The organism is Lysinibacillus sphaericus OT4b.31 (assembly GCF_000392615.1).
Lineage (GTDB): Bacteria > Bacillota > Bacilli > Bacillales_A > Planococcaceae > Lysinibacillus > Lysinibacillus sphaericus_B.
The window spans coordinates 3,959,252-3,984,730 of record NZ_KB933398.1 but is presented as its reverse complement, the minus strand read 5'-3'; the positions used below and the strand labels follow the sequence as shown (position 1 = coordinate 3,984,730).

At 39.2% G+C, this 25,479-nt stretch carries 29 protein-coding genes and 2 other annotated features; of the genes, 26 read left to right on the top strand and 3 right to left on the bottom strand.

Annotated elements, in window-relative coordinates; translation table 11 throughout:
• Positions 1 to 54 precede the first annotated feature (54 nt).
• Positions 55 to 534: an acyl-CoA thioesterase gene (locus tag H131_RS18470; protein WP_010860644.1), complete on the top strand. Its 480-nt coding sequence runs from the start codon at positions 55 to 57 to the stop codon at positions 532 to 534.
• Positions 535 to 610: 76 nt separating this feature from the next.
• Here H131_RS18470 and H131_RS18465 read toward each other — a convergent pair whose 3' ends face one another.
• On the bottom strand, positions 611 to 1,921 hold the full coding sequence (locus tag H131_RS18465) for a globin-coupled sensor protein (protein ID WP_010860643.1): 1,311 nt from the start codon (positions 1,919 to 1,921) through the stop codon (positions 611 to 613).
• A 324-nt stretch (positions 1,922 to 2,245) separates the two neighbouring features.
• Between H131_RS18465 and H131_RS18460 the strand changes: the two genes are divergently transcribed.
• Positions 2,246 to 2,455, top strand: a complete 210-nt coding sequence (locus H131_RS18460; RefSeq protein WP_010860642.1) for a hypothetical protein — start codon at positions 2,246 to 2,248, stop codon at positions 2,453 to 2,455.
• A 43-nt stretch (positions 2,456 to 2,498) separates the two neighbouring features.
• On the opposite strand, the gene corA is transcribed toward H131_RS18460, so the two are convergent.
• Both corA and H131_RS18450 read right to left on the bottom strand, forming a co-directional pair.
• Positions 2,499 to 3,461, bottom strand: coding sequence for a magnesium/cobalt transporter CorA (corA, locus tag H131_RS18455; RefSeq protein WP_080647698.1), 963 nt, complete (start codon positions 3,459 to 3,461; stop codon positions 2,499 to 2,501).
• A 245-nt stretch (positions 3,462 to 3,706) separates the two neighbouring features.
• The gene (locus H131_RS18450) at positions 3,707 to 4,396 is read right to left on the bottom strand and encodes a class I SAM-dependent methyltransferase (protein ID WP_010860640.1); all 690 of its coding nucleotides are present in this window, start codon (positions 4,394 to 4,396) and stop codon (positions 3,707 to 3,709) included.
• A 124-nt stretch (positions 4,397 to 4,520) separates the two neighbouring features.
• Here H131_RS18450 and H131_RS18445 point away from each other — a divergent pair, with 124 nt between their 5' ends.
• The 24 genes from H131_RS18445 to H131_RS18335 all read left to right on the top strand — a co-directional run bounded on the left by H131_RS18445 (position 4,521) and on the right by H131_RS18335 (position 25,327).
• On the top strand, positions 4,521 to 4,826 hold the full coding sequence (locus H131_RS18445) for a DUF4870 domain-containing protein (RefSeq protein ID WP_010860639.1): 306 nt from the start codon (positions 4,521 to 4,523) through the stop codon (positions 4,824 to 4,826).
• Positions 4,827 to 5,178: 352 nt separating this feature from the next.
• Positions 5,179 to 5,649 carry a CtsR family transcriptional regulator gene (locus H131_RS18440; protein WP_010860638.1) on the top strand — a complete coding sequence of 157 codons (471 nt, stop codon included), beginning with the start codon at positions 5,179 to 5,181 and terminating at the stop codon, positions 5,647 to 5,649.
• A gap of 13 nt (positions 5,650 to 5,662) precedes the next feature.
• Complete coding sequence (locus H131_RS18435; RefSeq protein ID WP_010860637.1) at positions 5,663 to 6,208, top strand: UvrB/UvrC motif-containing protein; 546 nt, start codon at positions 5,663 to 5,665, stop codon at positions 6,206 to 6,208.
• On the top strand, positions 6,205 to 7,314 hold the full coding sequence (locus H131_RS18430; RefSeq protein WP_036130813.1) for a protein-arginine kinase McsB: 1,110 nt from the start codon (positions 6,205 to 6,207) through the stop codon (positions 7,312 to 7,314). Before H131_RS18435 ends, H131_RS18430 begins: the two co-directional genes overlap by 4 nt.
• Positions 7,304 to 9,748, top strand: a complete 2,445-nt coding sequence (locus H131_RS18425) for an ATP-dependent Clp protease ATP-binding subunit (protein ID WP_010860635.1) — start codon at positions 7,304 to 7,306, stop codon at positions 9,746 to 9,748. The genes H131_RS18430 and H131_RS18425 overlap by 11 nt, the downstream gene beginning before the upstream one ends.
• A gap of 140 nt (positions 9,749 to 9,888) precedes the next feature.
• Positions 9,889 to 11,265, top strand: a complete 1,377-nt coding sequence (radA, locus tag H131_RS18420; RefSeq protein ID WP_010860634.1) for a DNA repair protein RadA — start codon at positions 9,889 to 9,891, stop codon at positions 11,263 to 11,265.
• 238 nt (positions 11,266 to 11,503) lie between these two features.
• Complete coding sequence (locus H131_RS18415) at positions 11,504 to 12,598, top strand: PIN/TRAM domain-containing protein (RefSeq protein WP_010860633.1); 1,095 nt, start codon at positions 11,504 to 11,506, stop codon at positions 12,596 to 12,598.
• Positions 12,599 to 12,610: 12 nt separating this feature from the next.
• Positions 12,611 to 13,303, top strand: coding sequence for a 2-C-methyl-D-erythritol 4-phosphate cytidylyltransferase (ispD, locus tag H131_RS18410; RefSeq protein ID WP_010860632.1), 693 nt, complete (start codon positions 12,611 to 12,613; stop codon positions 13,301 to 13,303).
• A gap of 318 nt (positions 13,304 to 13,621) precedes the next feature.
• Positions 13,622 to 14,098 (top strand): 2-C-methyl-D-erythritol 2,4-cyclodiphosphate synthase, encoded by a 477-nt coding sequence (gene ispF, locus H131_RS18405; protein WP_010860631.1) that lies wholly within the window; start codon positions 13,622 to 13,624, stop codon positions 14,096 to 14,098.
• 125 nt (positions 14,099 to 14,223) lie between these two features.
• Positions 14,224 to 15,684 carry a glutamate--tRNA ligase gene (gene gltX / locus H131_RS18400; protein WP_010860630.1) on the top strand — a complete coding sequence of 487 codons (1,461 nt, stop codon included), beginning with the start codon at positions 14,224 to 14,226 and terminating at the stop codon, positions 15,682 to 15,684.
• Between the two features lie 89 nt (positions 15,685 to 15,773).
• Positions 15,774 to 15,992 (top strand) — a binding site (T-box leader).
• Between the two features lie 200 nt (positions 15,993 to 16,192).
• Entirely contained in the window at positions 16,193 to 16,843 is a 651-nt protein-coding gene (gene epsC / locus H131_RS18395) for a serine O-acetyltransferase EpsC (protein ID WP_010860629.1), read from the top strand.
• Entirely contained in the window at positions 16,840 to 18,240 is a 1,401-nt protein-coding gene (gene cysS, locus H131_RS18390; protein WP_010860628.1) for a cysteine--tRNA ligase, read from the top strand. The genes epsC and cysS overlap by 4 nt, the downstream gene beginning before the upstream one ends.
• Positions 18,241 to 18,245: 5 nt before the next feature.
• Positions 18,246 to 18,665, top strand: a complete 420-nt coding sequence (locus H131_RS18385; RefSeq protein WP_010860627.1) for a Mini-ribonuclease 3 — start codon at positions 18,246 to 18,248, stop codon at positions 18,663 to 18,665.
• Positions 18,665 to 19,417, top strand: a complete 753-nt coding sequence (gene rlmB, locus H131_RS18380; RefSeq protein ID WP_010860626.1) for a 23S rRNA (guanosine(2251)-2'-O)-methyltransferase RlmB — start codon at positions 18,665 to 18,667, stop codon at positions 19,415 to 19,417. The genes H131_RS18385 and rlmB overlap by 1 nt, the downstream gene beginning before the upstream one ends.
• Before the next feature lie 2 nt (positions 19,418 to 19,419).
• On the top strand, positions 19,420 to 19,932 hold the full coding sequence (locus tag H131_RS18375; protein WP_010860625.1) for an NYN domain-containing protein: 513 nt from the start codon (positions 19,420 to 19,422) through the stop codon (positions 19,930 to 19,932).
• A 68-nt stretch (positions 19,933 to 20,000) separates the two neighbouring features.
• Complete coding sequence (gene sigH, locus H131_RS18370) at positions 20,001 to 20,648, top strand: RNA polymerase sporulation sigma factor SigH (protein ID WP_010860624.1); 648 nt, start codon at positions 20,001 to 20,003, stop codon at positions 20,646 to 20,648.
• 75 nt (positions 20,649 to 20,723) lie between these two features.
• The gene (gene rpmG / locus H131_RS23920) at positions 20,724 to 20,870 is read left to right on the top strand and encodes a 50S ribosomal protein L33 (RefSeq protein ID WP_010860623.1); all 147 of its coding nucleotides are present in this window, start codon (positions 20,724 to 20,726) and stop codon (positions 20,868 to 20,870) included.
• Positions 20,871 to 20,917: 47 nt separating this feature from the next.
• Positions 20,918 to 21,103 (top strand): preprotein translocase subunit SecE, encoded by a 186-nt coding sequence (gene secE, locus H131_RS18365; protein ID WP_010860622.1) that lies wholly within the window; start codon positions 20,918 to 20,920, stop codon positions 21,101 to 21,103.
• Positions 21,104 to 21,419: 316 nt separating this feature from the next.
• Entirely contained in the window at positions 21,420 to 21,953 is a 534-nt protein-coding gene (gene nusG, locus H131_RS18360) for a transcription termination/antitermination protein NusG (RefSeq protein WP_010860621.1), read from the top strand.
• A gap of 235 nt (positions 21,954 to 22,188) precedes the next feature.
• The gene (rplK, locus tag H131_RS18355; protein WP_004233593.1) at positions 22,189 to 22,614 is read left to right on the top strand and encodes a 50S ribosomal protein L11; all 426 of its coding nucleotides are present in this window, start codon (positions 22,189 to 22,191) and stop codon (positions 22,612 to 22,614) included.
• A 119-nt stretch (positions 22,615 to 22,733) separates the two neighbouring features.
• Positions 22,734 to 23,432 (top strand): 50S ribosomal protein L1, encoded by a 699-nt coding sequence (rplA, locus tag H131_RS18350; RefSeq protein WP_010860620.1) that lies wholly within the window; start codon positions 22,734 to 22,736, stop codon positions 23,430 to 23,432.
• A 102-nt stretch (positions 23,433 to 23,534) separates the two neighbouring features.
• Positions 23,535 to 23,681: a sequence feature (ribosomal protein L10 leader region), on the top strand.
• Between the two features lie 32 nt (positions 23,682 to 23,713).
• Positions 23,714 to 24,214, top strand: coding sequence for a 50S ribosomal protein L10 (rplJ, locus tag H131_RS18345; RefSeq protein WP_010860619.1), 501 nt, complete (start codon positions 23,714 to 23,716; stop codon positions 24,212 to 24,214).
• A 74-nt stretch (positions 24,215 to 24,288) separates the two neighbouring features.
• Positions 24,289 to 24,648: a 50S ribosomal protein L7/L12 gene (gene rplL / locus H131_RS18340; RefSeq protein ID WP_010860618.1), complete on the top strand. Its 360-nt coding sequence runs from the start codon at positions 24,289 to 24,291 to the stop codon at positions 24,646 to 24,648.
• Positions 24,649 to 24,724: 76 nt separating this feature from the next.
• Complete coding sequence (locus H131_RS18335) at positions 24,725 to 25,327, top strand: class I SAM-dependent methyltransferase (RefSeq protein ID WP_010860617.1); 603 nt, start codon at positions 24,725 to 24,727, stop codon at positions 25,325 to 25,327.
• Positions 25,328 to 25,479 lie beyond the last annotated feature (152 nt).

Genomic DNA, 25,479 nt, shown 5'->3' with positions numbered 1-25,479 from the left:
TTTTTGTACGATACGATGACGGAAGAACATACATGAAGGGAAGTTACTAGAACTATGACAAACAACGCTGTTCCGATGAGCCAATCACGTACGGTTCAAACGCGTCTCGTATTACCGCCAGATACAAATAATCACAATTCCATTTTTGGTGGTAGAGTGTTAGCTTATATTGATGAAATTGCTGCAATTACAGCGATGAAACATGCAAAAGGGCATGTGGTAACAGCCTCTATCGATTCGGTTGATTTTTTATCTTCGGCTCATGTAGGAGATATTTTAGAAATTGAAAGCATTGTTTCTTCTACAGGGCATTCTTCCATGGAGGTTTATGTACGGGTGATTTCACGTAATATCGAAACAGGTGAAGAGAAGCTAACGACGGAATCTTTCGTGACAATGGTAGCGGTGGATGAAAAAGGGAAACCAAAGGCTATTCCAGCCATTATTCCAGAAACTGATGCTGAAAAACGTTTGTTCGAAACAGGTCCTGCGCGACGGGAACACCGTAAGCAAAAACGTGCTTTGGCACATTAAAATAAAAGGGAAATTGACACATGGAGGTCAATTTCCCTTTTTAATAGCCATATTAGAGCATTTGGCTTAGAAGTAATTAGATATTTAATTCATTGACTACATTAATCAATGAGTCTGAAGAGGAGGAAACAAGTGTAGCACCTTGTGACAACTCTGTAATTAAATTTGAAATTGCAGAAATATCGCGTGCTGTATTTACATACTGCTGCTGAATACCTGTAACAGCATCTGCAATATCATTAAATGATTTCGATAAATTTGTTTGTGTATCTACGCTATGTTGAATTTTTTGGTCTACATTGATAACGGAGCTCGCCATTGTTGTAATATTGCTTTCTGTTTCTTTAATAAGATGTGAAACGTTTTGTACGGCATTTTTTGTTTCCTCAGCAAGTTTGCGGACTTCTTCAGCCACGACAGCGAAACCTTTACCATGCTCACCTGCGCGTGCTGCCTCAATGGAGGCATTTAATGCTAATAGATTTGTTTGATCAGCAATACCTGTGACTAGGCCTACAATTTCAGAAATCTTTTGTGAAGATGTACGTAATTGATTCATTGTCACTTCAAGGCTATTTACACTTTGTAAAATGACATGTATTAAATCATTTTGCTCTTGTAATTGTTGTTGGCCGCGTCTAGATTTTTCTTTTGTCTCTTCAACGAAGCTCAAACCTTGTTTTGTTGCTACAGCAATGTCATCCGTTTGTGCAGAGATAACCATTAGAGAAGCAGCCGTTTCCTCACTGATAGCATTTAACTCTTCAGCGGTACTTTGAATGGTTGTAACAAGTGAGTGCTTTGTTTCATCCGCCTCTGAGCGAATACGATCTTCTTCATTTTCGTATGCCTCTATAACAAGCTGTTGCTCAAAATTAATGATTTTGCAGAAGGCATTAATGGCACGAAGCGCATCATGCTTAGAAACATCTAATTCATTTGCAAAGTTTGCAAACGTAGAAGTTAATGATTGGAACGACGCTATGTACCACTTAGATTGTAAGCCAATACGCACATGTGTCTCAGCTATTGACTTTCTTTCGTTAATATAAGAGTCATTAATATGACTTTCGAAAATATCACTTAAATGTTTATGTAATGTAATTTTTAAACGTTCGATTTGTGAAGTTCTATGGATAATATCCAACAAATCTTGGCTCAAACTAATAGCTGCATAAAATTGATCGACCATTTTAGGAATCAAATCTTTAGCCAAAGGCTGAAGTTGCTTAATAATGGCTAAATCTTCAGTAGTTAAATCTAATAATTGCAACTGCTTTTGAAGATTTGGGTGGTTAGAAACATCTAATTGTACGTTATGCTTATATTCCTCCGGTGATAATAAAATTGAGTAGCTAGAATTGTTCTTATTTGTAAACCAACTCATTGTTGTCTGCTCCATTCTTTATAAATCCATAATATATATTAATTAAAGTGTCTTCGTATATTAATGTATGAAAATTTGCGAAATATGGTATTTAATCTATTCTACTATTTTTAGTGTCAATTTTGGTTAAAAATTTAGTTTATTTCTATATTTTTGCAATATTTTTTAAATGATTGTCGCTTAAAAGTCATGAAATAGATTTTTTTAAAGAATAAAAAGTAGTTTGAATTTCATAAGACAAACCTGTAAAATACGAACTGTTTAGTTTAATAAATAATTGTACGTGAAAGATATCTAATTAAAATTGCTAAAAGGAGGCATTACATGGAGAAGAAGCGTTTTAAGTTTGTCATTCCTGTTATGGTGATTGTTGCAATAGGAGCAGTTTATATGTTAAACAACTACTATGCGGAAGTACCGGATATCGACCAACTTTTAATTATCATCGGTGCAACATTATTATCTGGTGTTCTTGCATACTTTTTATTCCCACAGCAAGGGGAAAATAAAGTGGATGATCGAGGGCCGTATTAAATATAATGAGGACATCTAGCGCTTTTTCTAGATGCCCTCTTTTTTAGGGTTTAAATAGTTTGAACCAACCTTTGTATTTGAAAAAAGACAGCATAAAGATCACGATTAATATCATAATACCAAGGACGATAAAGTAGCTATATCGACCATGGAGTTCAGGCATAATATCAAAATTCATCCCGTAAACGCCAGCAATAAAGGTTAGTGGAATAAAGATTGTAGAAACAATTGTTAACGTCATCATGATACCATTCATGCGGCTGGAGCTCATCGCCATATAGTTATCGCGCATGTCGGCTGTAAGCTCACGATTAGATTCGACAATCTCTGTAAGCTTGACTAAATGATCGTGAATATCACCGAAATAAGCTCGTTCGGATTTTTTTAGCGCGAAGCGGTAAGAGCTGAGTACTCGATATAAGAGGTCACGCATTGGTAAAATGGTTCTTCGTAAATGAAGTAAATCACTACGAAATTCAAATACAATTTGCATCGCATTTACACTGCTTTGATATGTCAGTTCATCTTCAAGTGTATTTAGATGATCTTCAATCTTATAGACAAGTGGGAAATAGCTATCGACAATTTTATCAATGGTCTGGTAGGTTAGAAATACAGTACCGCGTTCCCAATTCTTTGGTTGCTCTTCTAAAAGTTTTTGCACCTTATCTATCTCAGGTGTCTCGTTTTTGTGGTATGTAACGATAAACTTATCGGAGACAAAGATGTTTAATTCCTCAGCTATTAGAGTCTCTTCGTTAAGCCTATGAATCACGAAAAAATGATAATCATCATAAAAATCGAGCTTTGGCCGTTGTAAACGCATTAAGCAATCTTCAATGGCTAGTGGATGAAAATGAAAAAAAGTATCGAGTAATAGCTCTTCTTCAGCGGTGGGGCTATTAAAATCGACCCAGAACCATTCAAAATACTTATCTTTAATGTCTTCAAGTGGAAATCCCTTTAATAATTGTTGATCTTTTGAAATGCCCATTGTGCGAATCACAGCATTCACCTCAATTCTGTTTTTCCCATATAAAAGGGTACTAAGTCAACTACTCAAAACGAACGGATTGCGGGATGTTGCATGGGGAGAGGGCACTTGTAGTATCACCCGCTTGACCTACACCAAAATAGATTTTAACACGTTAGATGCCACGACAGGTCGGGCGTTCTAAACGATGGTACATTTCGACAGGTATAGTCGCAAAGCCTTAACGTAGCATATATACAGGCGTCTAACATCTCTATCTATTCAAGTACCCCTTTATAACATACCCAACCTGCAAATAATGTTGTTGCAAAAAATCGGGAAGGTTGTGTAAAGCCTGCCTGTTGTAACAGCGTTAAAATATCTTTTTCCGGCATAAATGATAGAGCGCGTATGGACTGCTCCATATTCGCCACTTCTGAGGCTGAAAGTTTTGTGTGTTGTAGCCAATAGGAACGCCATAAATCAAACTGTAGCTCAGTTTCAGTTGTGTTAAGCTGCCCATATTTTGAGACAAGGACAAATGGTGCTCCAGGCTTTAAATGTTTCGCAATTTCTTTTAAAGTCGCAAGTTTTTCCTCATAAGTTTCGATAAAGTGAAGAACTAGTATACAACTGGCAGCATCAAACTTTGTAGCCGGTAAAGATGTTTCTAGTATCGTGCCACGACATAAGGAAATTTTATTTGGCAACGATTTTAAGCGTTCCTCTGCAATTTGTAGCATTGCTTCTGCAGGATCTATACCTACAAAGGACCAGTGGGGTCTTTGTTCAGCAAGCTGTAAGATTTCATTGCCGCTTCCAGAGCCAAGCACTAAAAACGTAGCTTCCTCAGCCAGATTGGATCGATAAAAGGTTTGTGTTAAACGTAACATGGCATCATAGCTTGGCAATGTACGTCGAATACCTTTTTCATATTCGTTTGCAAGTGTGTTATTAAAATCCATCATGTATCACATGCCCTTCAAAAAAGTTTTTTTAAAAATTTTATACTTGTTTGAAACTATTTAGAGTATAGTTCCGTAAATAGTAGTACAAATAGCAAGAACAAATTAAAAAGGAAGGTTGATATTTATGGAAACAAAATGGTCTAAAGTAATCATACATGCCAGTGCGTTTTTTGCACCATTTTTAGTGCCGATTTTATTTTTCTTAATTAGTTCTGATGAAGAAGTAAAAGGAATCTCTATTCAGGCATTACTGTTCCAAATTGTAATGTGGGTATTAATTGCAATTGCTGGAATTTTAAGCTTCGTGTTAATCGGCTTACCATTTTTACTAATTTTTGGTCTTATGACGTTTATCGTACCAATTATCGGTATTGTGAAGGCTATATCTGATGAGCCTTGGCGCTACCCAATTGTCGGCCGCTGGGTATAATTTTTATAGACGCAAGTATATGCTAAGTGCATATGCTTGCGTTTTTTCTATAGGCGAAAAGGGTAGGTTATAACTATGAAACCCGTTTTAACTTCTTTCTTTGTCGTTTCATGGGACAATCTACCGAAGAACTCTAATTTACTGGATACACAATGGAAAGAACATAACCCAAGTTCTGGATGTCGGTGTCGCGGTATCCTGATGGAAAATCATACTCGTTGAGAGGGCAATTGTACGTGCGATTTTTCAATGTGCGTATTAATTGCAATTATTTTCAAGCGTTCTGTATAATATACTCAAATATAGTCAAAGATAGTCAAAGTCAGTGTGGTTAGCGAGGTGTATTCCTAAAATGCGTAATATTTCAGACATCATAGAAGGCTACTTAAAGCAAGTACTTGAATTAGGTGGAGAAGGGCATATTGAAATCAAACGTAGTGAAATTGCGGATAAATTTCAATGTGTACCGTCACAAATAAATTATGTTATTAATACAAGATTTACGGCTGAGCGTGGTTACCTTGTTGAAAGTAAACGTGGCGGGGGTGGATACATTCGAATTTTACGTGTCCGTGCAAACTCACAAATTGATTTGATTGATGATGTGCTCTTGCAAATTGAAGGTGGGGCATCTCAAACAGTGGCAGAAGATTTAGTTTATCGTCTAATTGATGAGCAGGTAATTTCAAAACGAGAAGCGAAATTAATGTTAGCGGCAGTTGATCGCTCAACATTAGATTTACAACTACCTTTACGGGATAGCATACGTGCGAGAATTCTACGTGCGATGTTAACAACGATTAAATACGAAAAGCAAAAGTAAAGAGGTGATGGAGATGATATGCGAACATTGCAAACAGCGTAATGCGACAGTAACGGTAACACAAGTTCAAAATAGTCAGAAGGTGGAGCATCATTATTGTGACGTCTGCGCTTCGCAGTTCCATCCATTTCATGCGGAGTTTAAGCAAGAGCCGGTTTCAATTCAACAGTTACTATCTAATTGGTTCGGCTCACCAACGTGGCAACAAAAAGTTGGTGAAAAGCAGCAAGCACCGCCCCAGCAACAAACGTGTTCTCACTGTGGGTTTACGTATAAGCGATTTTTAAAAGAGGGGAAATTCGGATGCCCTGGCTGTTACGACACTTTTGCCGAGCATTTGCCAAAACTCTTTAACCGTATTCAGGCTGGACCTCAACATATTGGCAAAATGCCAGGTGCTCATAGCAATGTCTATGTCATAAAAAAACAAATTGAAGATATTCGTAAACGGATGAAAGATGCCGTAGACGAAGAACAATTTGAAGAGGCGGCAAAGCTTCGTGATGAGGCAAAGGAGCTTGAGAATCAGCTACAATTCGAAGGTGGTGATGTGTCGTGATGATTGAGCCTTTTTTAGAGCGTGCCACGCCTGTATGGATGCATGTAGAAGATGATTATTCAGATATTGTCATTAGTACACGTATTCGCCTTGCTCGGAATTTAGATGGGTACCGTTTCCCATTAGTTTTCTCAGAAGATGAAGCACTACAGGTGGAGCAAGCAGTAACACACGCAATTCAGGACAGTCCTAAACTCCTTGAAAGGTACTCTTATTTTGCCATAAAAGATTTAACACCATTACAACGACAAATCTTAGTTGAAAAACATTTAATTAGTCCACAGTTAGCCAAAAAAGAGCTAGTTGGCTCGATGCTACTATCTGAGGATGAGTCCATTAGCATTATGGTGAATGAAGAAGACCATTTACGCATTCAATGTATGACAGCAAGCTTTCAACTTCAAAAGGCATACGAACAGGCCAATAAAATTGATCGTGCTTTAGAAGGGGCGCTGCCCTACGCATTTCGAGATAATTTTGGCTATTTAACAAGTTGCCCAACGAATATTGGTACAGGACTACGGGCTTCTGTCATGATGCATCTTCCAGTCTTAACATTAACTGGTCAGATGAATCAAATAATAAATGCCATGACACGATTAGGAATGACAGTTAGGGGAATATATGGAGAAGGTAGCGAAAATTTAGGGAACGTTTACCAAGTGTCAAATCAGATTACCCTAGGAAAAACAGAAGATGATATTTTAGCAGACATTCAAAGTGTTGCTGAAAAAATTATTCAAAAAGAACGGCAGGCAAGAGGTAAGCTGATGGATAAGGCAGAACTCGCCTTAGAAGATCGTATTTACCGTGCTTTAGGCACTCTGTCGCATGCCCGAATTTTAACAAGTGAGGAAGCAGCTACTTGCTTATCTAATGTACGTCTGGGGGTAGATTTACAGTTGATACATGGCATTAGGGCCACAACATTAAATGAATGTATTGTCTGTATGCAACCTGGATTTTTACAACATTATGCAGGTGAGGCATTGCCGCCGTCCGAACGTGATCGGGTACGAGCAAAGATGCTTCGGGAGGCATTATTTCAAGAGAGCTTGAGTAAGCCTAATATAGAGGGAAAAGGAGAGGATTCATATGATGTTTAATCGTTTTACACAACGCGCACAAAAAGTATTACAACTTGCACAGGAAGAGGCTATTCGTTGGAAACACGAATCAATAGGAACTGAGCATATTCTTTTAGGACTTATTCGTGAAGGCGGGGGTATTGCAGCGAAAGCATTAGAAGCCATTGATATTAGCCCTCAAATGATTGAAACTGGCATTGAAGAATTAGTTGGTAAAGGTACAGAGGATGTTGGACCAATTGTTCACTATACACCTCGAGCTAAAAAAGTAATTGAACTATCAGTCGATGAATCACGTAAATTAGGTCATTCTTATATAGGTACAGAGCATTTACTATTAGCGTTAATTCGTGAGGGCGAGGGTGTGGCAGCTCGCGTTTTAAACAATGCGGGTGTCGGCTTAAACAAAGCACGTCAGCAAGTATTATTGTTACTTGGAAATAATGACAATGCCCAATCTGGTCAACAAGCGACACAGGCGGCCAATACACCGACATTAGATAGCCTTGCGCGTGATTTAACACAAATTGCACGTGAAGGATCATTAGACCCTGTTATTGGTCGCAGTAAAGAAATTACACGTGTTATTGAAGTACTATCACGCCGCACAAAAAATAACCCCGTTTTAATTGGTGAGCCAGGGGTTGGTAAAACAGCGATTGCGGAAGGCTTAGCACAGCAAATTATTAATAATGAAGTGCCGGAAATCCTTCGTGATAAACGTGTAATGACCCTTGATATGGGTACCGTTGTGGCAGGTACAAAATACCGAGGTGAATTTGAGGATCGTCTGAAAAAAGTAATGGATGAGATTCGCCAAGCAGGTAATGTCATCTTATTCATCGATGAATTGCATACATTAATCGGTGCTGGTGGCGCTGAAGGTGCAATTGATGCATCCAATATTTTAAAACCATCATTAGCACGTGGTGAGCTACAATGTATCGGAGCAACAACTTTAGATGAGTACCGTAAATACATTGAAAAGGATGCTGCTTTAGAGCGTCGCTTCCAGCCAATTCAAGTAGATGAGCCAACTGTTGAAGAAGCTATTCAAATCATCCACGGCTTACGTGATCGCTATGAGGCACATCATCGTGTGAAAATTACAGATGAAGCTATTGAGGCAGCAGCAAAAATGGGTGACCGTTATATTTCAGATCGCTTCTTACCAGATAAAGCAATTGATTTAATCGATGAAGCGGGTTCTAAAGTACGCTTGCGTTCATTTGCAGTGCCACCAAACTTAAAGGCATTGGAAGATAAGCTTGAAAATGTTCGTTCTGAGAAAAATGCAGCTGTTTCTGGTCAGGAATTTGAAAAAGCGGCTTCTTTAAGAGATACAGAGCAAAAGTTAAAAGACGAAATTGAAACAACGCGCAAAACATGGAAAGAAGAGCAAGGTAAAGCTGAATCCAAGGTAACTGTGGACGATGTTGCAGCGGTTGTTTCAATGTGGACGGGAATCCCGGTAGCGAAAATCGCACACGAAGAATCAGCGAAGCTTTTACAACTTGAAGAGGAGTTACACAAACGCGTTGTTGGTCAAAGCGAAGCAGTAGAAGCAATCTCTCGTGCAATACGTCGTGCAAGAGCAGGTTTGAAGGATCCAAAACGTCCAATTGGCTCATTCATTTTCCTTGGCCCTACAGGTGTCGGTAAAACAGAACTAGCGAGAGCCCTTGCTGAGGTAATGTTCGGCGATGAAGATGCAATGATTCGCGTTGACATGTCTGAGTACATGGAGAAACACTCTACTTCACGTTTAGTCGGCTCGCCTCCAGGCTATGTCGGCTTTGACGATGGTGGTCAGCTTACAGAAAAAGTTCGCCGTAAACCATATTCTGTTGTGTTACTGGATGAAATTGAAAAGGCACATCCAGATGTATTCAATATCTTATTACAAGTGCTCGAGGATGGCCGTTTAACAGATTCTAAAGGTCGTGTAGTTGATTTCCGAAATACGGTTGTCATTATGACATCAAATGTTGGCGCAGATGCATTAAAATATCAAAAAAACCTAGGCTTCAGTTTAGGTGGTTCTGAATCTAAGCATAAAGATATGAAGGGCACTATGTTAGAAGAGCTGAAAAAAGCTTTCCGCCCAGAATTCTTAAACCGTATTGACGAAATGATTGTTTTCCATTCGTTAGAAAAAGGTCACTTAAAAGAAATCGTATCAATGATGGCAAATGCTTTAACAAAACGTCTAAAAGAACAAGACATTTCGTTAGAGTTAACAGATTCAGCGCTTGAAAAAATAGCAGATGAAGGGTACGATCCACAATACGGTGCTCGTCCAATTCGCCGTGCACTGCAAAAACAAGTGGAAGACCGTCTGTCGGAAGAGCTACTTAAAGGCAATGTTGAAAAAGGCAATCAAGTCATTATCGATTACGTGAACGATAATTTTGTCGTGAAGAAAAAAGAGGGCGTTTCAATCTCTAAATAGTTCTTCAAAATTAGAAGAAGCGGGAGCTTAAGTGCTCTATTAAAAATTTACTTTATGGAAAGGCAGCGAGGCCATAGTGCTAAGCTGTCTTTTTTTATGTAAAATAGAGATAAGAACAAATATTCGAGGTGGTAGCAATTATGGCAAAGAAAAAAACAAAATTTGTATGCACAGGTTGTGGCTATGAATCTGCAAAATGGATGGGAAGATGTCCTGGGTGCGGGGAATGGAACAAGATGGTGGAAGAGGTTGAGGTCGTAGCCAAGGGACCGCGTGGGGCATTCCAGCATTCTGCAACAGTTACACAAAAGGCACTACCAATTATGCAGATAGAAGTGGCAGAGGAATCACGCGTAGCAACAGAAATGGGCGAGTTGAATCGTGTTTTGGGTGGTGGTATCGTGCCTGGGTCTCTTGTATTAATCGGTGGGGATCCTGGTATTGGAAAGTCAACGCTACTTCTACAGGTGTCAGCGTTATTGTCGAACAAAGGGCATCGAGTGCTATATATTTCTGGTGAGGAATCGATTCGTCAAACGAAGCTACGTGCTGAGCGTTTAGGCGTGATGTCACAGGAACTTTATATTTATTCAGAGACGAATTTAGAGTTGCTAAACCAAACTATTGATGATGTACAGCCGAAGTTTGTTATCGTCGATTCTATTCAAACTGTATTCCATCCAGAAGTAACAAGTGCGCCTGGTAGTGTGTCGCAGGTACGTGAATGTACAGCTGAGCTGATGCGTATTGCGAAAACAAAAGGTATTGCCATTTTCTTGGTAGGGCATGTGACGAAAGAGGGGCAAATTGCTGGACCCCGTATATTAGAGCATATGGTTGATACAGTGCTATATTTTGAGGGAGAACGTCACCATAATCATCGGATTTTACGAAGTCAGAAAAATCGCTTTGGCTCTACAAATGAAATTGCTATTTTCGAAATGCTTCAAGGGGGCTTAAAGGAAGTATTAAATCCGTCTGAGCTGTTTTTACAGGAGCGTTCACAAGGTGCAGCAGGTTCAACAATTGTGGCCTCAATGGAAGGAACGCGCCCTATTTTAGTAGAGATTCAATCCCTCGTGACACCGACAAGCTTTAATTACCCAAAGCGCATGGCAACCGGGGTGGATCAAAACCGTGTGCAATTACTTATGGCAGTACTAGAGAAGCGTATGGGGCTCATGCTACAAGCGCAAGATGCATATATTAAGGTTGCTGGCGGTGTGAAGCTTGATGAACCAGCCATTGACCTTGCTGTATTGACGAGCATTGTTTCAAGCTTTAAGGATCAGGCAGTCAGAGCCACTGATTGTTTTATTGGGGAAGTGGGATTAACTGGGGAGGTTCGCCGTGTCTCTCGTATCGAGCAACGTGTAATTGAAGCAGCAAAACTTGGCTTTAAACGTGCATTCATCCCTGCTTCTAATATAGGTGGCTGGGATTTCCCACAAGGCATTGAAATTGTTGGTGTTGAGACGATAAAAGATGCGTTAAATGCTTCTTTTAGAGAGTTGTAAGAAATCGTGCATGTGAGGCAAGAGTCTGACATGCACTTTTGCTTCATCATTAATTACACACGGCAATTAATTTTTGAACAAAAACCTATGATAACTATCGGAGGACTTTACATTTTTCCGTCGACTGAAGAATCCTTGATTGAAGAGAGGTAAAATTAAAGATAATTTAATGGGTTCAAGAAAGATTTTCTACAGTAAACTATGTATAATCGAATATAAGAATAGGAGGTGACAGCTTGTGAAAAAATTTATTCAAATTGCTTTTTTACTGATCGGAGGAGCTTTGGGCTTTGTTTTCTTACCGCCATTATACGAATTGCTTCATTTATCATCTAATCCTTGGCTTGATAATCCTTACGTCTCAGTAGCTTTAGGAGCACTTTTGCTGTTTACATTATCGTTTGCATTTTCTGATTACTTTGTACGGCTGATTACCTGGATGGAAGATGTACTGTTTAAAGTACCGGTTGGCGACTTATTGTTTGGTACACTCGGGCTAATTATCGGGCTTATTGTTGCTTATTTTTTAGGTTTTGCGATTGATAGTGTACAATTTGTAAAGTTACCGGTCATTACAGAAGTTTTCCCAATAGTTTTGTCATTCGTACTTGGATATTTAGGCTTTCGTGTAGGGTTTAAAAAGCGTGATGAACTACTGCAGTTATTTACATTACGAGGTAATAATGCGAAGCGAAAAGCGAATGAGGGTGTTGATATTCCAGAAATTCGAGGTAGCTATAAGCTGTTAGATACAAGTGTTATTATTGATGGACGTATTGCTGATATTTCTGAAACAGGCTTTATCGAAGGGATACTAGTTGTGCCACAATTTGTGCTAACTGAGCTACAGCATATTGCGGATTCCTCGGATACACTAAAACGTACTAGAGGTCGCCGCGGTTTGGATATTCTGAAAAAGCTACAGGATGAACGTATGACGAAGGTTGAGATTACTGAAGAAGACTTTGAAGATGTGCAGGAAGTAGACTTAAAGCTTGTGCGACTTGCAAAAAAAAGGGGCAATGATACACAAATCGTTACAAATGACTTCAACCTTAATAAAGTGTGTGAGTTGCACCAAGTAAAAGTTTTAAATATTAATGATTTAGCGAATGCAGTGAAACCAGTGGTTATTCCTGGTGAAGACATGCAGGTAGTTGTTATTAAGGACGGGAAAGAGCATAACCAAGGCGTCGCTTATTTAGATGACGGTACGATGATTGTAGTAGAAGGTGGTCGTAGCTATATAGGACAGGCAATAACAGTAACAGTAACGAGTGTTTTGCAAACATCAGCAGGCCGTATGATTTTTGCTAAGCCAAAGGATGAGTAGGAAGTGGGAAAGTTGCACTATGAAGTAGTATTACCTGCTGCCGGTAGCGGAAAGCGAATGGGTGCAGGAAAAAATAAATTGTTTTTAAAGCTCTTAGAGAAACCAATTTTAATACACACGCTCGAAGTATTTGAGCAAGACGAGCAGTGCACAGGCATTTGGCTTGCAGTGAAGCCAGAAGAACGAGTCATCATTCAAGAAATGCTAGAGGTATATGCAATTTCTAAGGTTAAAGGCTTGCCTGATGGAGGGGCTGAGCGGCAACACTCGGTCCACTCCTGTATGAAGGAAATGGAGCAAGTTGATATTGTCCTTGTACATGATGCAGCACGGCCTTTTATCACACATGATATTATTGCAAATCTTGTACAAAGTGCACATGAATTTGGAGCCGCCATTGCGGGGGTACGTGCGAAAGATACAATGAAAAAAGTACGTGACGGAGTCATAGAGGAGACGGTTGACCGTGAAAGTCTTTGGATGATTCAAACTCCCCAAGCCTTCCAATTTAATTTAATAGTGGAAGCGGAGGATGTTGCGGAAAAAGTAGGCTTCCTTGGGACGGATGAGGCAATGTTAGTCGAACGTCTCGGTCATGCAGTTCATATCGTGGAAAGCAGTTATGAAAATGTAAAGATGACAACGAAGGAAGATTTAGTATTTGGCGAAGCCATTTTACGTAAACGCGCATTAGAAACGTTATAAAGAATCAAAGAATAAACTATGAATCTCGTCAGGCTGTTTGGCTGATGAGATTTTTTAGCATAAAAATGCAAGGGGCATATAGGACTGCATTGAGGTAAGTTTCATAAAATTTGAATGCGCAACCTGCCTGCTATACTGTATCTTTTAAATTGTTTTATTCTAGTCGAATAAACAATATCAACATAGAAATGACGTATAGACTGACAACAAAATTTCCTAGGAAATATGTTAAAATGTGAGGGTATGATAATGTAGATAAAATATAAAAATGGAAGAAGGTGAGTGCTGCTACAATCATCTCTGTTGTAGTAGCAGGATATGTTTCGAATAGGACAAGGATTTGATGTACATGCATTTGAAGAAGGACGCCCATTAATTATAGGTGGTATAACTATTCCACATGAAAAGGGATTAGTTGGTCATTCAGATGCAGACGTATTATTACACACGGTAACGGATGCGGCACTTGGTGCAATTGGTGAGGGGGACATAGGACGTCATTTCCCAGATACTGATCCAGCATTTAAGGATGCTGACTCAGCGAAGTTGCTAGCGTATATTTGGAAAATGGTTGAGGATAGAGGCTATGTGTTAGGAAATGTTGACTGTACAATTATGGCACAGCGTCCTAAGATGGCACCATATATTGAACAAATGCAAAATCGTATTGCCGAACTACTTCATGCCGAACCGTCGCAGGTGAATGTTAAGGCAACTACGACTGAGCGTTTAGGTTTTACAGGCCGTGAAGAAGGTATCGCCTCTATGGCAACCATTTTATTAATAAAAAAATAAAATGGAAGGGTGTGCTATATTGCTAAACACACGCTACTTTTATTTCCTATACTACAGTGGTAAAATGAACAAAGTTAACAAGGTCGGAATTTTTTTTCAGACGAACATTTAGGAGGCTTTTAACTATGACCAAAGAAGTTCGCGTTCGTTATGCACCATCACCAACAGGTTTCTTACATATTGGTGGGGCGCGTACAGCGTTATTCAACTATTTATATGCAAGACATCACAACGGTAAATTTATCGTACGTATTGAGGATACCGATATCGAGCGTAATGTAGAAGGCGGGGAGGCATCTCAGCTAGATAACTTAAAGTGGTTAGGCATTGAATACGATGAATCTATCGATATTGGTGGTCCCTATGCGCCTTATCGCCAAATGGAGCGTCTAGATATTTATAAAGAGCATGCTGAAAAGCTATTAGAACAAGGTGCAGCTTATAAATGTTTCTGTTCATCAGAAAAGCTAGAAGCATCTCGTGAGGAACAAAAAGCTCGTGGCGTTGCGGCCCCAACTTATGATGGTACTTGCCGTCATTTATCAGCTGAAGAAGTAGCGGCTAAAGTAGCAGCGGGTGAGTCATACACAATTCGTATGCGTGTACCTGAAAACGTAACATATGAATTTGAAGATTTAGTACGTGGACAAGTAACATTCGAATCAAAAGATGTTGGTGACTGGGTACTCGTAAAAGCGAATGGTATTCCGACATATAATTACGCGGTAGTATTAGATGATCACTTTATGGAAATCTCACACGTTTTCCGTGGTGAAGAGCATTTATCAAACACGCCAAAGCAAATGATGATTTTTGATGCATTCGGCTGGGAATATCCGCGCTTCGGTCATATGACATTAATCATTAATGAAAATCGTAAAAAATTATCAAAACGTGATGAATCAATTATTCAATTCGTGACGCAATATAAAGATCTTGGCTATCTGCCAGAAGCTATGTTTAACTTCTTTGCATTATTAGGCTGGTCTCCAGAAGGGGAAGAAGAGATCTTCTCGAAAGAACAATTTATCGAAATGTTTGATGAAAAACGGTTATCAAAATCTCCATCTATGTTCGATAAGCAAAAGCTTACTTGGATGAATAATCAGTACATCAAAAAATTATCATTAGAAGAAGTGGTGGCATTATCTTTACCACACTTACAAAAAGAAGGCTTATTGCCAGAAGAATTAACAACAGAAGAGCGTGCTTGGGCAACTGATTTAATTGCGCTTTATCATGAACAAATGAGCTTTGGTGCGGAAATTGTGGAACTATCTAGCCTATTCTTCAATGAGCATATTGAATATGATGAAGAAGCGAATGAAGTCTTAGCTGGTGAGCAAGTACCAGAAGTAATGGCAGCATTTAAAGTACAACTTGAAGGTTTAGAAGAGTTTACACCAGAAACTGTAAAAGCAGCTATTAAGGCTGTACAAAAAGAAACAGGCCATAAAGGCAAAAACTTATTCATGCCAATCCGTGTTGTCACTACGGGTGAAACACACGGTCCTGAATTGCCAAATGCGATTTGCCTAATTGGTAAAGAAAAAACGATTGCTCGCGTAGAAAAATACGCGCAATAATAGAATTTCATTGACAATTTGTTTCTTCGATGTAAAATGAATTTAACTTTTAAAAACAGAATATGCATACAGTAAGTTTAATAAAATATTTAAAAGTGTTGATAAGGAGAAGTAAGTGGCGCATGCTCTATAGAGAGGACCATCACCGGCTGAAAGTGGTCTGAGCCAAGGCAAAACTGAAATGCACCTTTGAGCATAGGGCTGAACGTTAAGTAGGCTTTATCGGGTCGTTCCCGTTACAGAACATCCAGAGTGGAAGGCCTGTGCCTTCAATCAGAGTGGAACCGCGCAAATTTAGCGTCTCTGTCATTCCTTAATAGGAATGATGGGGGCGTTTTTTTACGTTGTTCAGTAAATGGTTAAATGCCGACTGAGTGGGACCCGTAAAAGGAGTGGTTGCATCTTTTGGCGGTTGTAAAGTCGTTGAGGCAATTCCAAGGTGCGCACTGGTTTGTTTAAAATGTCTGGGGGAGCAAGACAGATCAAAATTGAAAAGGGGGAGTTTTTTATGTTTAAAAGAATGAGGGAAGATGTAGCAACGATTTTTGAAAATGATCCAGCGGCGCGTAGTGTGCTGGAAGTTGTATTAACTTACTCAGGTTTACATGCTACATGGGCGCATCGTATTGCGCACTGGTTCTTTAAAAAACGTTTTTATTTTATAGCACGTTCGATTTCACAAATAAGCCGTTTCTTTACAGGGATTGAAATTCATCCCGGTGCAAAAATTGGTCGTCGCTTCTTTATTGACCATGGGATGGGAGTCGTAATAGGTGAAACCTGTGAAATAGGCGATAATGTTACACTTTATCAAGGTGTCACATTAGGTGGTACAGGGAAGGAAAAAGGGAAACGCCATCCGACATTACAGGATAATGTGCTAGTGGCAACAGGTGCAAAGGTATTAGGTTCAATTACAATTGGTGAGAATAGTAAAATTGGAGCAGGCTCGGTTGTCTTAAAAGAAGTGCCACCGAATGCTACGGTTGTCGGTATCCCTGGTAAAATTGTGATGAAAGATGGTATTCGTTTAGAGAAAAAACTAGACCATCAAAATATTCCTGACCCTGTAGAGGAACGTTGTCAAGGTTTCGAGAAGCAAATAGCAGCTTTGCAGGAAGAAATCGGGCATTTACAAAAGGAGAGAGAAAAACAATGAGTATCCAAATTTTTAACTCATTAACAAGACAAAAAGAAACTTTCGTACCGTTAGAAGAAGGCAAAGTTAAAATGTACGTGTGCGGTCCGACAGTTTATAACTATATTCATATTGGGAATTCCCGTCCTGTCATTGTTTATGATACTGTACGTCGGTATTTTCAATACAAGGACTATGAAGTAAAGTTTGTTTCAAATTTCACGGATGTAGACGACAAAATTATTAAAGCTGCAAATGAACTTGGCGAGGAAGTTCACGAGCTAACAGAACGTTTTATTGCTGCATATTTTGAAGATGTTACAGCATTAGGCTGCAAAAAAGCAGATGTGCATCCACGCGTTACAGAACATATGGATGACATTATTGCGTTCATTAAAGTTTTAATCGATAAAGACTATGCTTATGAGTCAGCAGGAGATGTTTATTATCGAACACGTAAGTTTGATGGCTATGGCAAGTTATCGCATCAGTCTGTAGATGATTTAAAAATCGGTGCTCGCATTGAAGCCGGTGAGAAGAAAGACGACGCGTTAGATTTCGCTTTATGGAAGGCGGTTAAACCGGGTGAAATTTACTGGGAAAGTCCTTGGGGCAAAGGGCGTCCAGGTTGGCATATTGAGTGCTCAGTGATGGCACGTGAGCACCTAGGTGATACAATTGATATTCATGCAGGTGGTCAAGATTTAACATTCCCACACCATGAAAATGAAATTGCCCAATCAGAAGCACATAATGACAAGACGTTTGCGCGTTACTGGATGCATAATGGGTATATTAATATTGATAATGAAAAAATGTCAAAATCTCTTGGGAATTTTGTACTTGTAAACGATATTCGTAAACAGATTGACCCCCAAGTGTTACGCTTCTTTATGCTTTCTGTACACTACCGCCATCCAATTAACTTTGCGAAGGATTTAGTAGATGCAGCAGCTACTGGCTTAGAGCGTATTCGTACGGCGTACAACAATGTGAAACATCGCTTAACGGCAACTGCGAGTCTTGGTGATAATTCAGCAGAGTGGCTTCAAAAAATTGCTGAACAAAAAGTTCAATTTGAAGAAGCAATGGACGATGATTTCAATACTGCCAATGCAATTTCAGTTTTATTTGAACTAGCGCGTATCGCCAATATTTACTTGAATGAAACGAATACGGATGAGAAAGTATTGATAGGTTTTACGGAAACTTTTGAGATAGTTGGTGACGTCTTAGGTATTGAATTTGTAAAAGAAGCGGAACTGTTAGACGATGAAATTGAAGCACTTTTACAAGAGCGCGTAGATGCACGTAAAAACCGGGATTTTGCTCGCTCAGATGAAATTCGTGACCATTTGCAAGCGCAAGGTATCATTTTAGAAGATACTCGCCAAGGAACTAGATGGAAACGAGGGTAAATAACTTGGATAAACTCCGAAATGAAGATGTGAAGCAATTAAATGCATTAGCCCTTGCGTATATGGGGGATGCGGTTTTAGAACAGCAGATTCGTGAGCATTTACTGCGTGCTGGTCGCGTAAAACCAAATACACTTCACAAAGAAGCAACGCACTATGTATCAGCGAAGGCACAGTCTACGATTGTGCATCGCATGATGGATGAAAACTTTTTATCAGAGCAGGAATTGGCTGTGTTCCGTCGGGGGCGCAATGCTAAATCCGGCTCTGTGCCAAAAAATACTGATGTACTGACATACCGTAATAGCTCCGGCTTTGAGGCAGTGCTTGGTAGTTTGTATTTATTAAATGAATTAGAACGCGTTTATGAAATCATTGCATACGCTATTCAAATAATCGAGGAATCAAAAGGAGTGTCAAAATAATGGCAGAACAAAATGGTGAAATTATTGCCGGTAAAAACCCAGTGTTAGAAGCACTTCGTTCAGGCCGCGATATGAATAAGGTATGGATTGCAGAAGGTGTGAAAAAATCAGGTGTAGGTGAACTGCTAGATTTAGCACGTGAACGTGGAATCATTGTTCAATTTGTACCGAAAAAAAAGGTAGATCAATTATCAGATGCAAATCATCAAGGAATTGTTGCTTCTGTTGCAGCATATAGTTATGCTGAACTAGACGACTTATTCTTAGCTGCAGAGAAAAAACAAGAAGATCCGTTTTTCTTAATTTTAGATGAGTTAGAAGATCCACATAACCTGGGTTCTATTATGCGAACTGCAGATGCAATTGGTGTACATGGTATTATTATTCCTAAGCGTCGCTCAGTCAGTTTGACAGCTGTTGTAGCAAAAGCTTCAACGGGGGCGATTGAACATGTACCTGTTGTGAGAGTCAGTAACTTAGCGCAAACGGTAGATGAATTAAAAGATCGTGGCGTATGGATCGCAGGGACAGATGCAAAAGGCTCTGTAGATTATCGTAAAATGGATGCGACATTACCGCTTGCTATCATTATCGGTAGTGAAGGGAAAGGAATGGGTCGTCTGTTAAAAGAGAAATGTGATTTTTTATATCATCTGCCGATGGTTGGTCATGTTACATCTTTAAATGCTTCTGTAGCTGCTGCGCTTTTAATGTACGAAGTGTACCGTAAACGTCAAGAAGCGAATGACTAACGATGAAAAACATTTTGCTTGTCGACGGCTATAATATGATTGGGGCCTGGAAAGAGCTTCGTCCATTACGTGATACGAATTTTGAGGATGCACGTAAGCGATTAATCGAACTTATGGCCGAATATAAAGCAGCTATGGGGTGGCGAGTAATTGTCGTTTTTGACGCGCATCTTGTACCAGGTGTTGAGCAATCTTATATAGAAAATGATGTCGAAATCATTTATACACGAAAAAATGAAACAGCAGATGAGCGCATTGAAAAAATGACACAGGAATTAAAAGCAAGACATGTACAGATTCATGTAGCAACTTCCGATATGGCAGAGCAAAATGTGATTTTTGGTAACGGTGCTCTTCGTAAATCGGCAAGGGAGCTTGAAATTGATTTGGGCATTATCCAGCATAAAATTTCACATGATGTGAAACGAAAGCAAGATAGCAAGCCGCCTTCTCGTATAGAATTGAAGCCAGACGTTGCATTGGCCTTCGAAAAATGGCGTCGTGGTTTAAAATGATTGATTGACGCGTAATTTCCAATTCCGTTATACTGTTCCTAATTATCTGTTGTAGCTGAGGTGATACCATGTTTAAAAATAGTATTGTACAAGTGACACAAGATTTTGAACGATTCAATGATGAAGAACTTATTGAAATGGTGCATCAAGGTAATACAGATGCGTTGGATTTTTTAATTACGAAATACCGTTTGTTAGTAAGGGCAAAGGCAAGATCTTATTTTTTAATTGGTGCGGATAAGGAAGATATTGTGCAAGAAGGCATGATTGGCTTATATAAAGCGATTCGGGATTTTAAAGGGGATAAACTTGCCTCTTTTCGCGCTTTTGCAGAATTATGTATTACAAGACAAATTATTACGGCGATTAAAACGGCAACAAGACAAAAACATATCCCACTCAATTCCTATGTTTCTTTGGACAAGCCAATTTTTGACGAAGAATCAGACCGTACCCTGATGGATGTCTTAACAGGTGCAATTATGGATGATCCAGAAGAGTTAATGATTCATAGAGAAGAGTTTGGTTATTTAGAAGAAAAGATGGGTGAGATTTTAAGTGAGTTGGAGCTGCAAGTGTTAGCCCTTTACTTAGATGGACAATCTTACCATGAAATTTCAGAAAAATTGAATCGCCATGTGAAGTCCATAGACAATGCACTGCAACGAGTAAAGCGAAAATTGGAGCGACATCTAGTTCTTGAGGAAATGTTATAGAGGGGCTTGCCCTTGTTGACATTGACAAATATAGGTGTTAGTCTTTAAAAGACAAAGTGCCGAAAAGGTGATTAAATGGCAAAGAAAGTCGTGCTAAATTGTGATAAATGCGGCTCGAGAAATTACACGCTTCCTGCGAAGGAAGGTTCGACTGTACGCCTCGAATTAAAGAAATTTTGCTCGCATTGCAATGAACATACAGTGCATAAACAAACGCTATAAATGATTTGTAAATAGACAGATACGATTGATTCGGAGGTTAGGCTAGAATGGGCAAGATTAAAGGCTTTTTCAGCGACGTAATGTCGGAAATGCGAAAAACAAGCTGGCCAAAAAGTAAAGAACTGACGAAATATACAGTAGTCGTAATTTCGACTGTAGTAATTATGGCTTTATTTTTTGTGTTAGTTGACTTAGGCATTTCTTCATTATTCCGCTGGTACTTAGAGTTATAATTTAGTAAAGAGCATGTTAATACTTTTGAAAATAGCCCGTCCATTACAATAACGGGTTTTTTCGTTTGTTTTATGAAGTGAACAGCAGTAAAATGTTCTCATTATGATTTGTGTGCTACTAGGTAACAATGGGTGTAGCGTTAGGTGACTATGCTAATTAAGGTATATATCATCGTGCTTTCGCTTCTATTAGCGAAAGCTATGTTTTTCTAATGAGAATATTGTAAAAAGAGTAAAATAATTCAAAATCCGGACGCAATTACGCCAAGGCGAAATTAATTTATAAGGGAGGGACGGACGAGTAGTCCTAGTAGTTATGGAGAAAAATTGGTATGTTGTTCATACGTATTCAGGGTATGAGAACCGTGTAAAAGCAAACCTAGAGAAACGCGTTGAAACAATGGGAATGCAGGATAAAATCTTCCGTGTAATCGTTCCTGAACACGAAGAAACAGAAATGAAGGATGGGAAAAAGCGTACAATGATGCGCAAGGTTTTCCCTGGTTATGTTCTAGTAGAGCTGATTATGACAGATGATTCTTGGTATGTTGTTCGCAATACGCCAGGTGTAACAGGCTTTATTGGTTCTTCAGGTGGCGGTGCAAAGCCAACGCCTTTATTACCAGAGGAAGCAGATCGTCTACTACAACAAATGGGCATGACTGATAAAGTTGTAGAAGTGGATATTTCTATAGGTGAAGCTGTTGAAATATTAGAGGGGCCTTTCGCGCACTTCCAAGGACGCGTTGAAGAAATTGACACGGAAAAAGGAAAAGTGAAAGTTTCTGTCGATATGTTTGGTCGCGAAACAATTATGGAACTAGACTTTGAGCAAATCCAAAAATTATAACTATATAAGTAGTTATAACGGAATAAACGTAACCTGTGGCATATGTCGCAGTTTTTGTTAATTACTACTTGCTTAAAAAAATTAAAAGTGGTATCATTTCATAGGTCAGACTGTCATACTTTGGTTTGACGTCTGCAATGATAATTTTAATGTTATCGGCAATTAGCTGACAGACAGATATTGAGTGGGAGGGGCAACCCAATTACCACATCACGGACTTAAGGAGGTGTGTCTCGTGGCTAAAAAAGTTATTAAAGTTGTTAAACTTCAAATCCCTGCTGGTAAAGCAAACCCAGCTCCACCGGTTGGTCCTGCATTAGGTCAAGCGGGTGTGAACATCATGGGATTCTGTAAAGAATTCAATGCGCGTACTGCAGATCAAGCTGGTCTTATTATTCCAGTAGAAATTTCAGTATTCGAGGACCGTTCATTTACTTTCATTACAAAAACTCCACCTGCAGCAGTTTTACTTAAAGTAGCAGCTGGTATCCAATCTGGATCAGGTGAACCAAATCGTAAAAAAGTGGCGACGGTTAAACGTGATAAAGTTCGCGAAATCGCTGAAACTAAAATGCCAGACCTTAACGCTGCTTCAGTAGAAGCTGCTATGTTAATGGTTGAAGGTACTGCACGAAGCATGGGTATTGTTATCGAAGACTAATCCCAGTTACTTGATGATGTATTTGTTTTTGGAAGGTTGCGGAGTTTCTTTGTGAACGCGCAACCTTTATTCGTGGGAGGTAAAATCCGCTATAACCACAATCAAGGAGGAATTATATAATGGCTAAAAAAGGTAAAAAACTGCAAGATGCAGCAAAATTAATCGACCGTAACGCAGTATACGGCGCACAAGAAGCAATTGAACTTGCTCAAAAAACTAGCACAGTAAACTTCGACGCTACTGTAGAAGTTGCTTTCCGTTTAGGAATCGATACTCGTAAAAATGACCAACAAATCCGTGGTGCAGTAGTGCTTCCAAACGGTACTGGTAAAACTCAACGTGTATTAGTATTTGCTAAAGGTGAAAAACTTAAAGAAGCAGAAGCAGCTGGTGCTGACTATGTAGGCGATGCAGAGTACATCCAAAAAATCCAACAAGGTTGGTTTGACTTCGATGTAATCGTAGCAACTCCTGACATGATGGGTGAAGTTGGTAAACTTGGTCGTGTATTAGGACCTAAAGGCTTAATGCCAAACCCTAAAACTGGTACAGTTACTTTCGATGTAACAAAAGCTATTGCTGAGATCAAAGCTGGTAAAGTTGAATACCGTGCTGACAAAGCTGGTATCATCCACGCGCCAATCGGGAAAGCTTCTTTCTCTACAGAGAAACTTGTAGAAAACTTCTTAACTGTATTTGACGTTGTTCAAAAAGCAAAACCTGCTGCAGCTAAAGGTACTTACATGAAATCTGTAAATGTTACAACTACAATGGGTCCAGCTGTTAAAGTTGACGCATCTAGCGTAGCAGTAAAATAATATCTTCTATATTTATTCGACCGCTGCTTCTAAAGCGTGTTTGAATAATATTTGATATATCGGTTGACAGTAATCCGTATCTTTGGTAAGATGGGTGCTGTTGTGAATCATCCATTTGTACCGTAGACAGTAGGAGTGACTTGTCACTTAATAATCCTACCGAGGACATCGGAATTCGGATTCTTATTTTAAAGATGATGACTTTCAGCCTCTGTGTCTATATGACCCAGAGGCTTTTCTTTTGTCGGTATAAATGACTCATTCTAATAGGAGGTGTCATCATGAGCAAAGCAATCGAAAACAAACAATCACAAGTGCAAGAAATCACTGAAAAATTCCAAGGCGCTGCTTCTGTAGTAGTAGTGGATTATCGTGGTCTTAACGTTGCGCAAGTAACTGAACTTCGTAAACAACTTCGTGAAGCTGGCGTTGAGTTCAAAGTTTACAAAAATACTTTAACTCGTCGTGCTGCTGAAGCTGCTGGCGTTGAAGGAATCAACGAAGTATTAACTGGTCCTAACGCAATTGCGTTCTCAACTGAAGATGTTGTAGCTCCTGCTAAAATCATCAACGAGTTCGCTAAGAAAAACGAAGCTTTAGAAATTAAAGCAGGTATTATTGAAGGTACAATCTCTTCTGTTGAAGATGTTAAAGCACTTGCAGAACTTCCATCACGCGAAGGTCTTCTTTCAATGCTTTTATCTGTACTTCAAGCTCCAGTGCGCAACTTCGCACTTGCAACAAAAGCTGTTGCAGAACAAAAAGAAGAACAAGGCGCGTAATTTCTTACGTTGCATAACTTCCGCGGCTTGACCGCAAAAAAACTAAAACATTATCCAATTAGGAGGAAATTATAATGAACAAAGAGCAAATCTTAGAAGCTATCAAAGCTATGACAGTTCTTGAATTAAACGATTTAGTAAAAGCTATCGAAGAAGAATTCGGTGTAACAGCTGCTGCTCCAGTAGCAGTAGTTGCTGGCGGTGCTGCTGCAGCTGAAGAAAAAACAGAATTTGACGTAGTATTAGCATCTGCTGGTGCAGAAAAAATTAAAGTAATCAAAGTGGTTCGTGAAATCACTGGTTTAGGTCTTAAAGAAGCTAAAGAAGTTGTAGATAACGCTCCTAAAGCTCTTAAAGAAGGCGTTTCTAAAGATGAAGCTGAACAAATCAAAGCTAAACTTGAAGAAGTTGGCGCATCTGTAGAAGTTAAGTAATCTCGTATTACTTTCATACAAAAAGAAAGCTCGTCATTTGTGGCGAGCTTTTTCTTCATTCTGAGGAGGCATGAAAATGTCAGATCACTATTATACAAATAAACCTCAAACTGAGAGTAAACCTCGTCACTGGACATTTAAGTTACTTGGGCATGCGTTTTCTTTTGAAACGGATGCAGGTGTATTTAGTAAAAGCGAAGTAGATTTTGGATCCCGTGTATTAATTGAGACGTTTGAAATGCCTGGAATTGATGGTACGATTTTTGATGTGGGCTGTGGATATGGACCGATTGGATTGTCTATTGCCAAAGCAAATCCAGAACGTACTGTATTTATGATGGATATAAACGAACGTGCAGTTGCGCTTTCGCAAAAAAATGCGCAAGTAAACGGAGTTCAAAATGTACGAATATTTGTAAGTGACGGACTATCGGTGGTGGATAATGATGCAAAGGCTGCGGCTATTTTAACCAACCCTCCAATTCGTGCAGGAAAAGATACAATTTTCCGTTTTTACGATGGTGCTTACGATAAGCTAGTGACATCTGGAGAGTTGTGGATAGTGATTCAGAAGAAGCAGGGTGCACCTTCAACGGTAAGTTACTTAGAAGAGAAGTTTTTAGAAGTTGATGTTGTCGAGAAGAAAAAAGGATACTGGATCATACGTGCAAGAAAATAAATGAAATATGTATAAAATATTGACTTGACAAATCGGCTATGATAATATGATACAATGCAAAAATATTATTTTGAGGTCGTGTGCCCTTTTGTATATAATTGGTTTTATGCGGGTATACTTGCCAAGATAAGTTTAGTTAACCGAAAATGAGA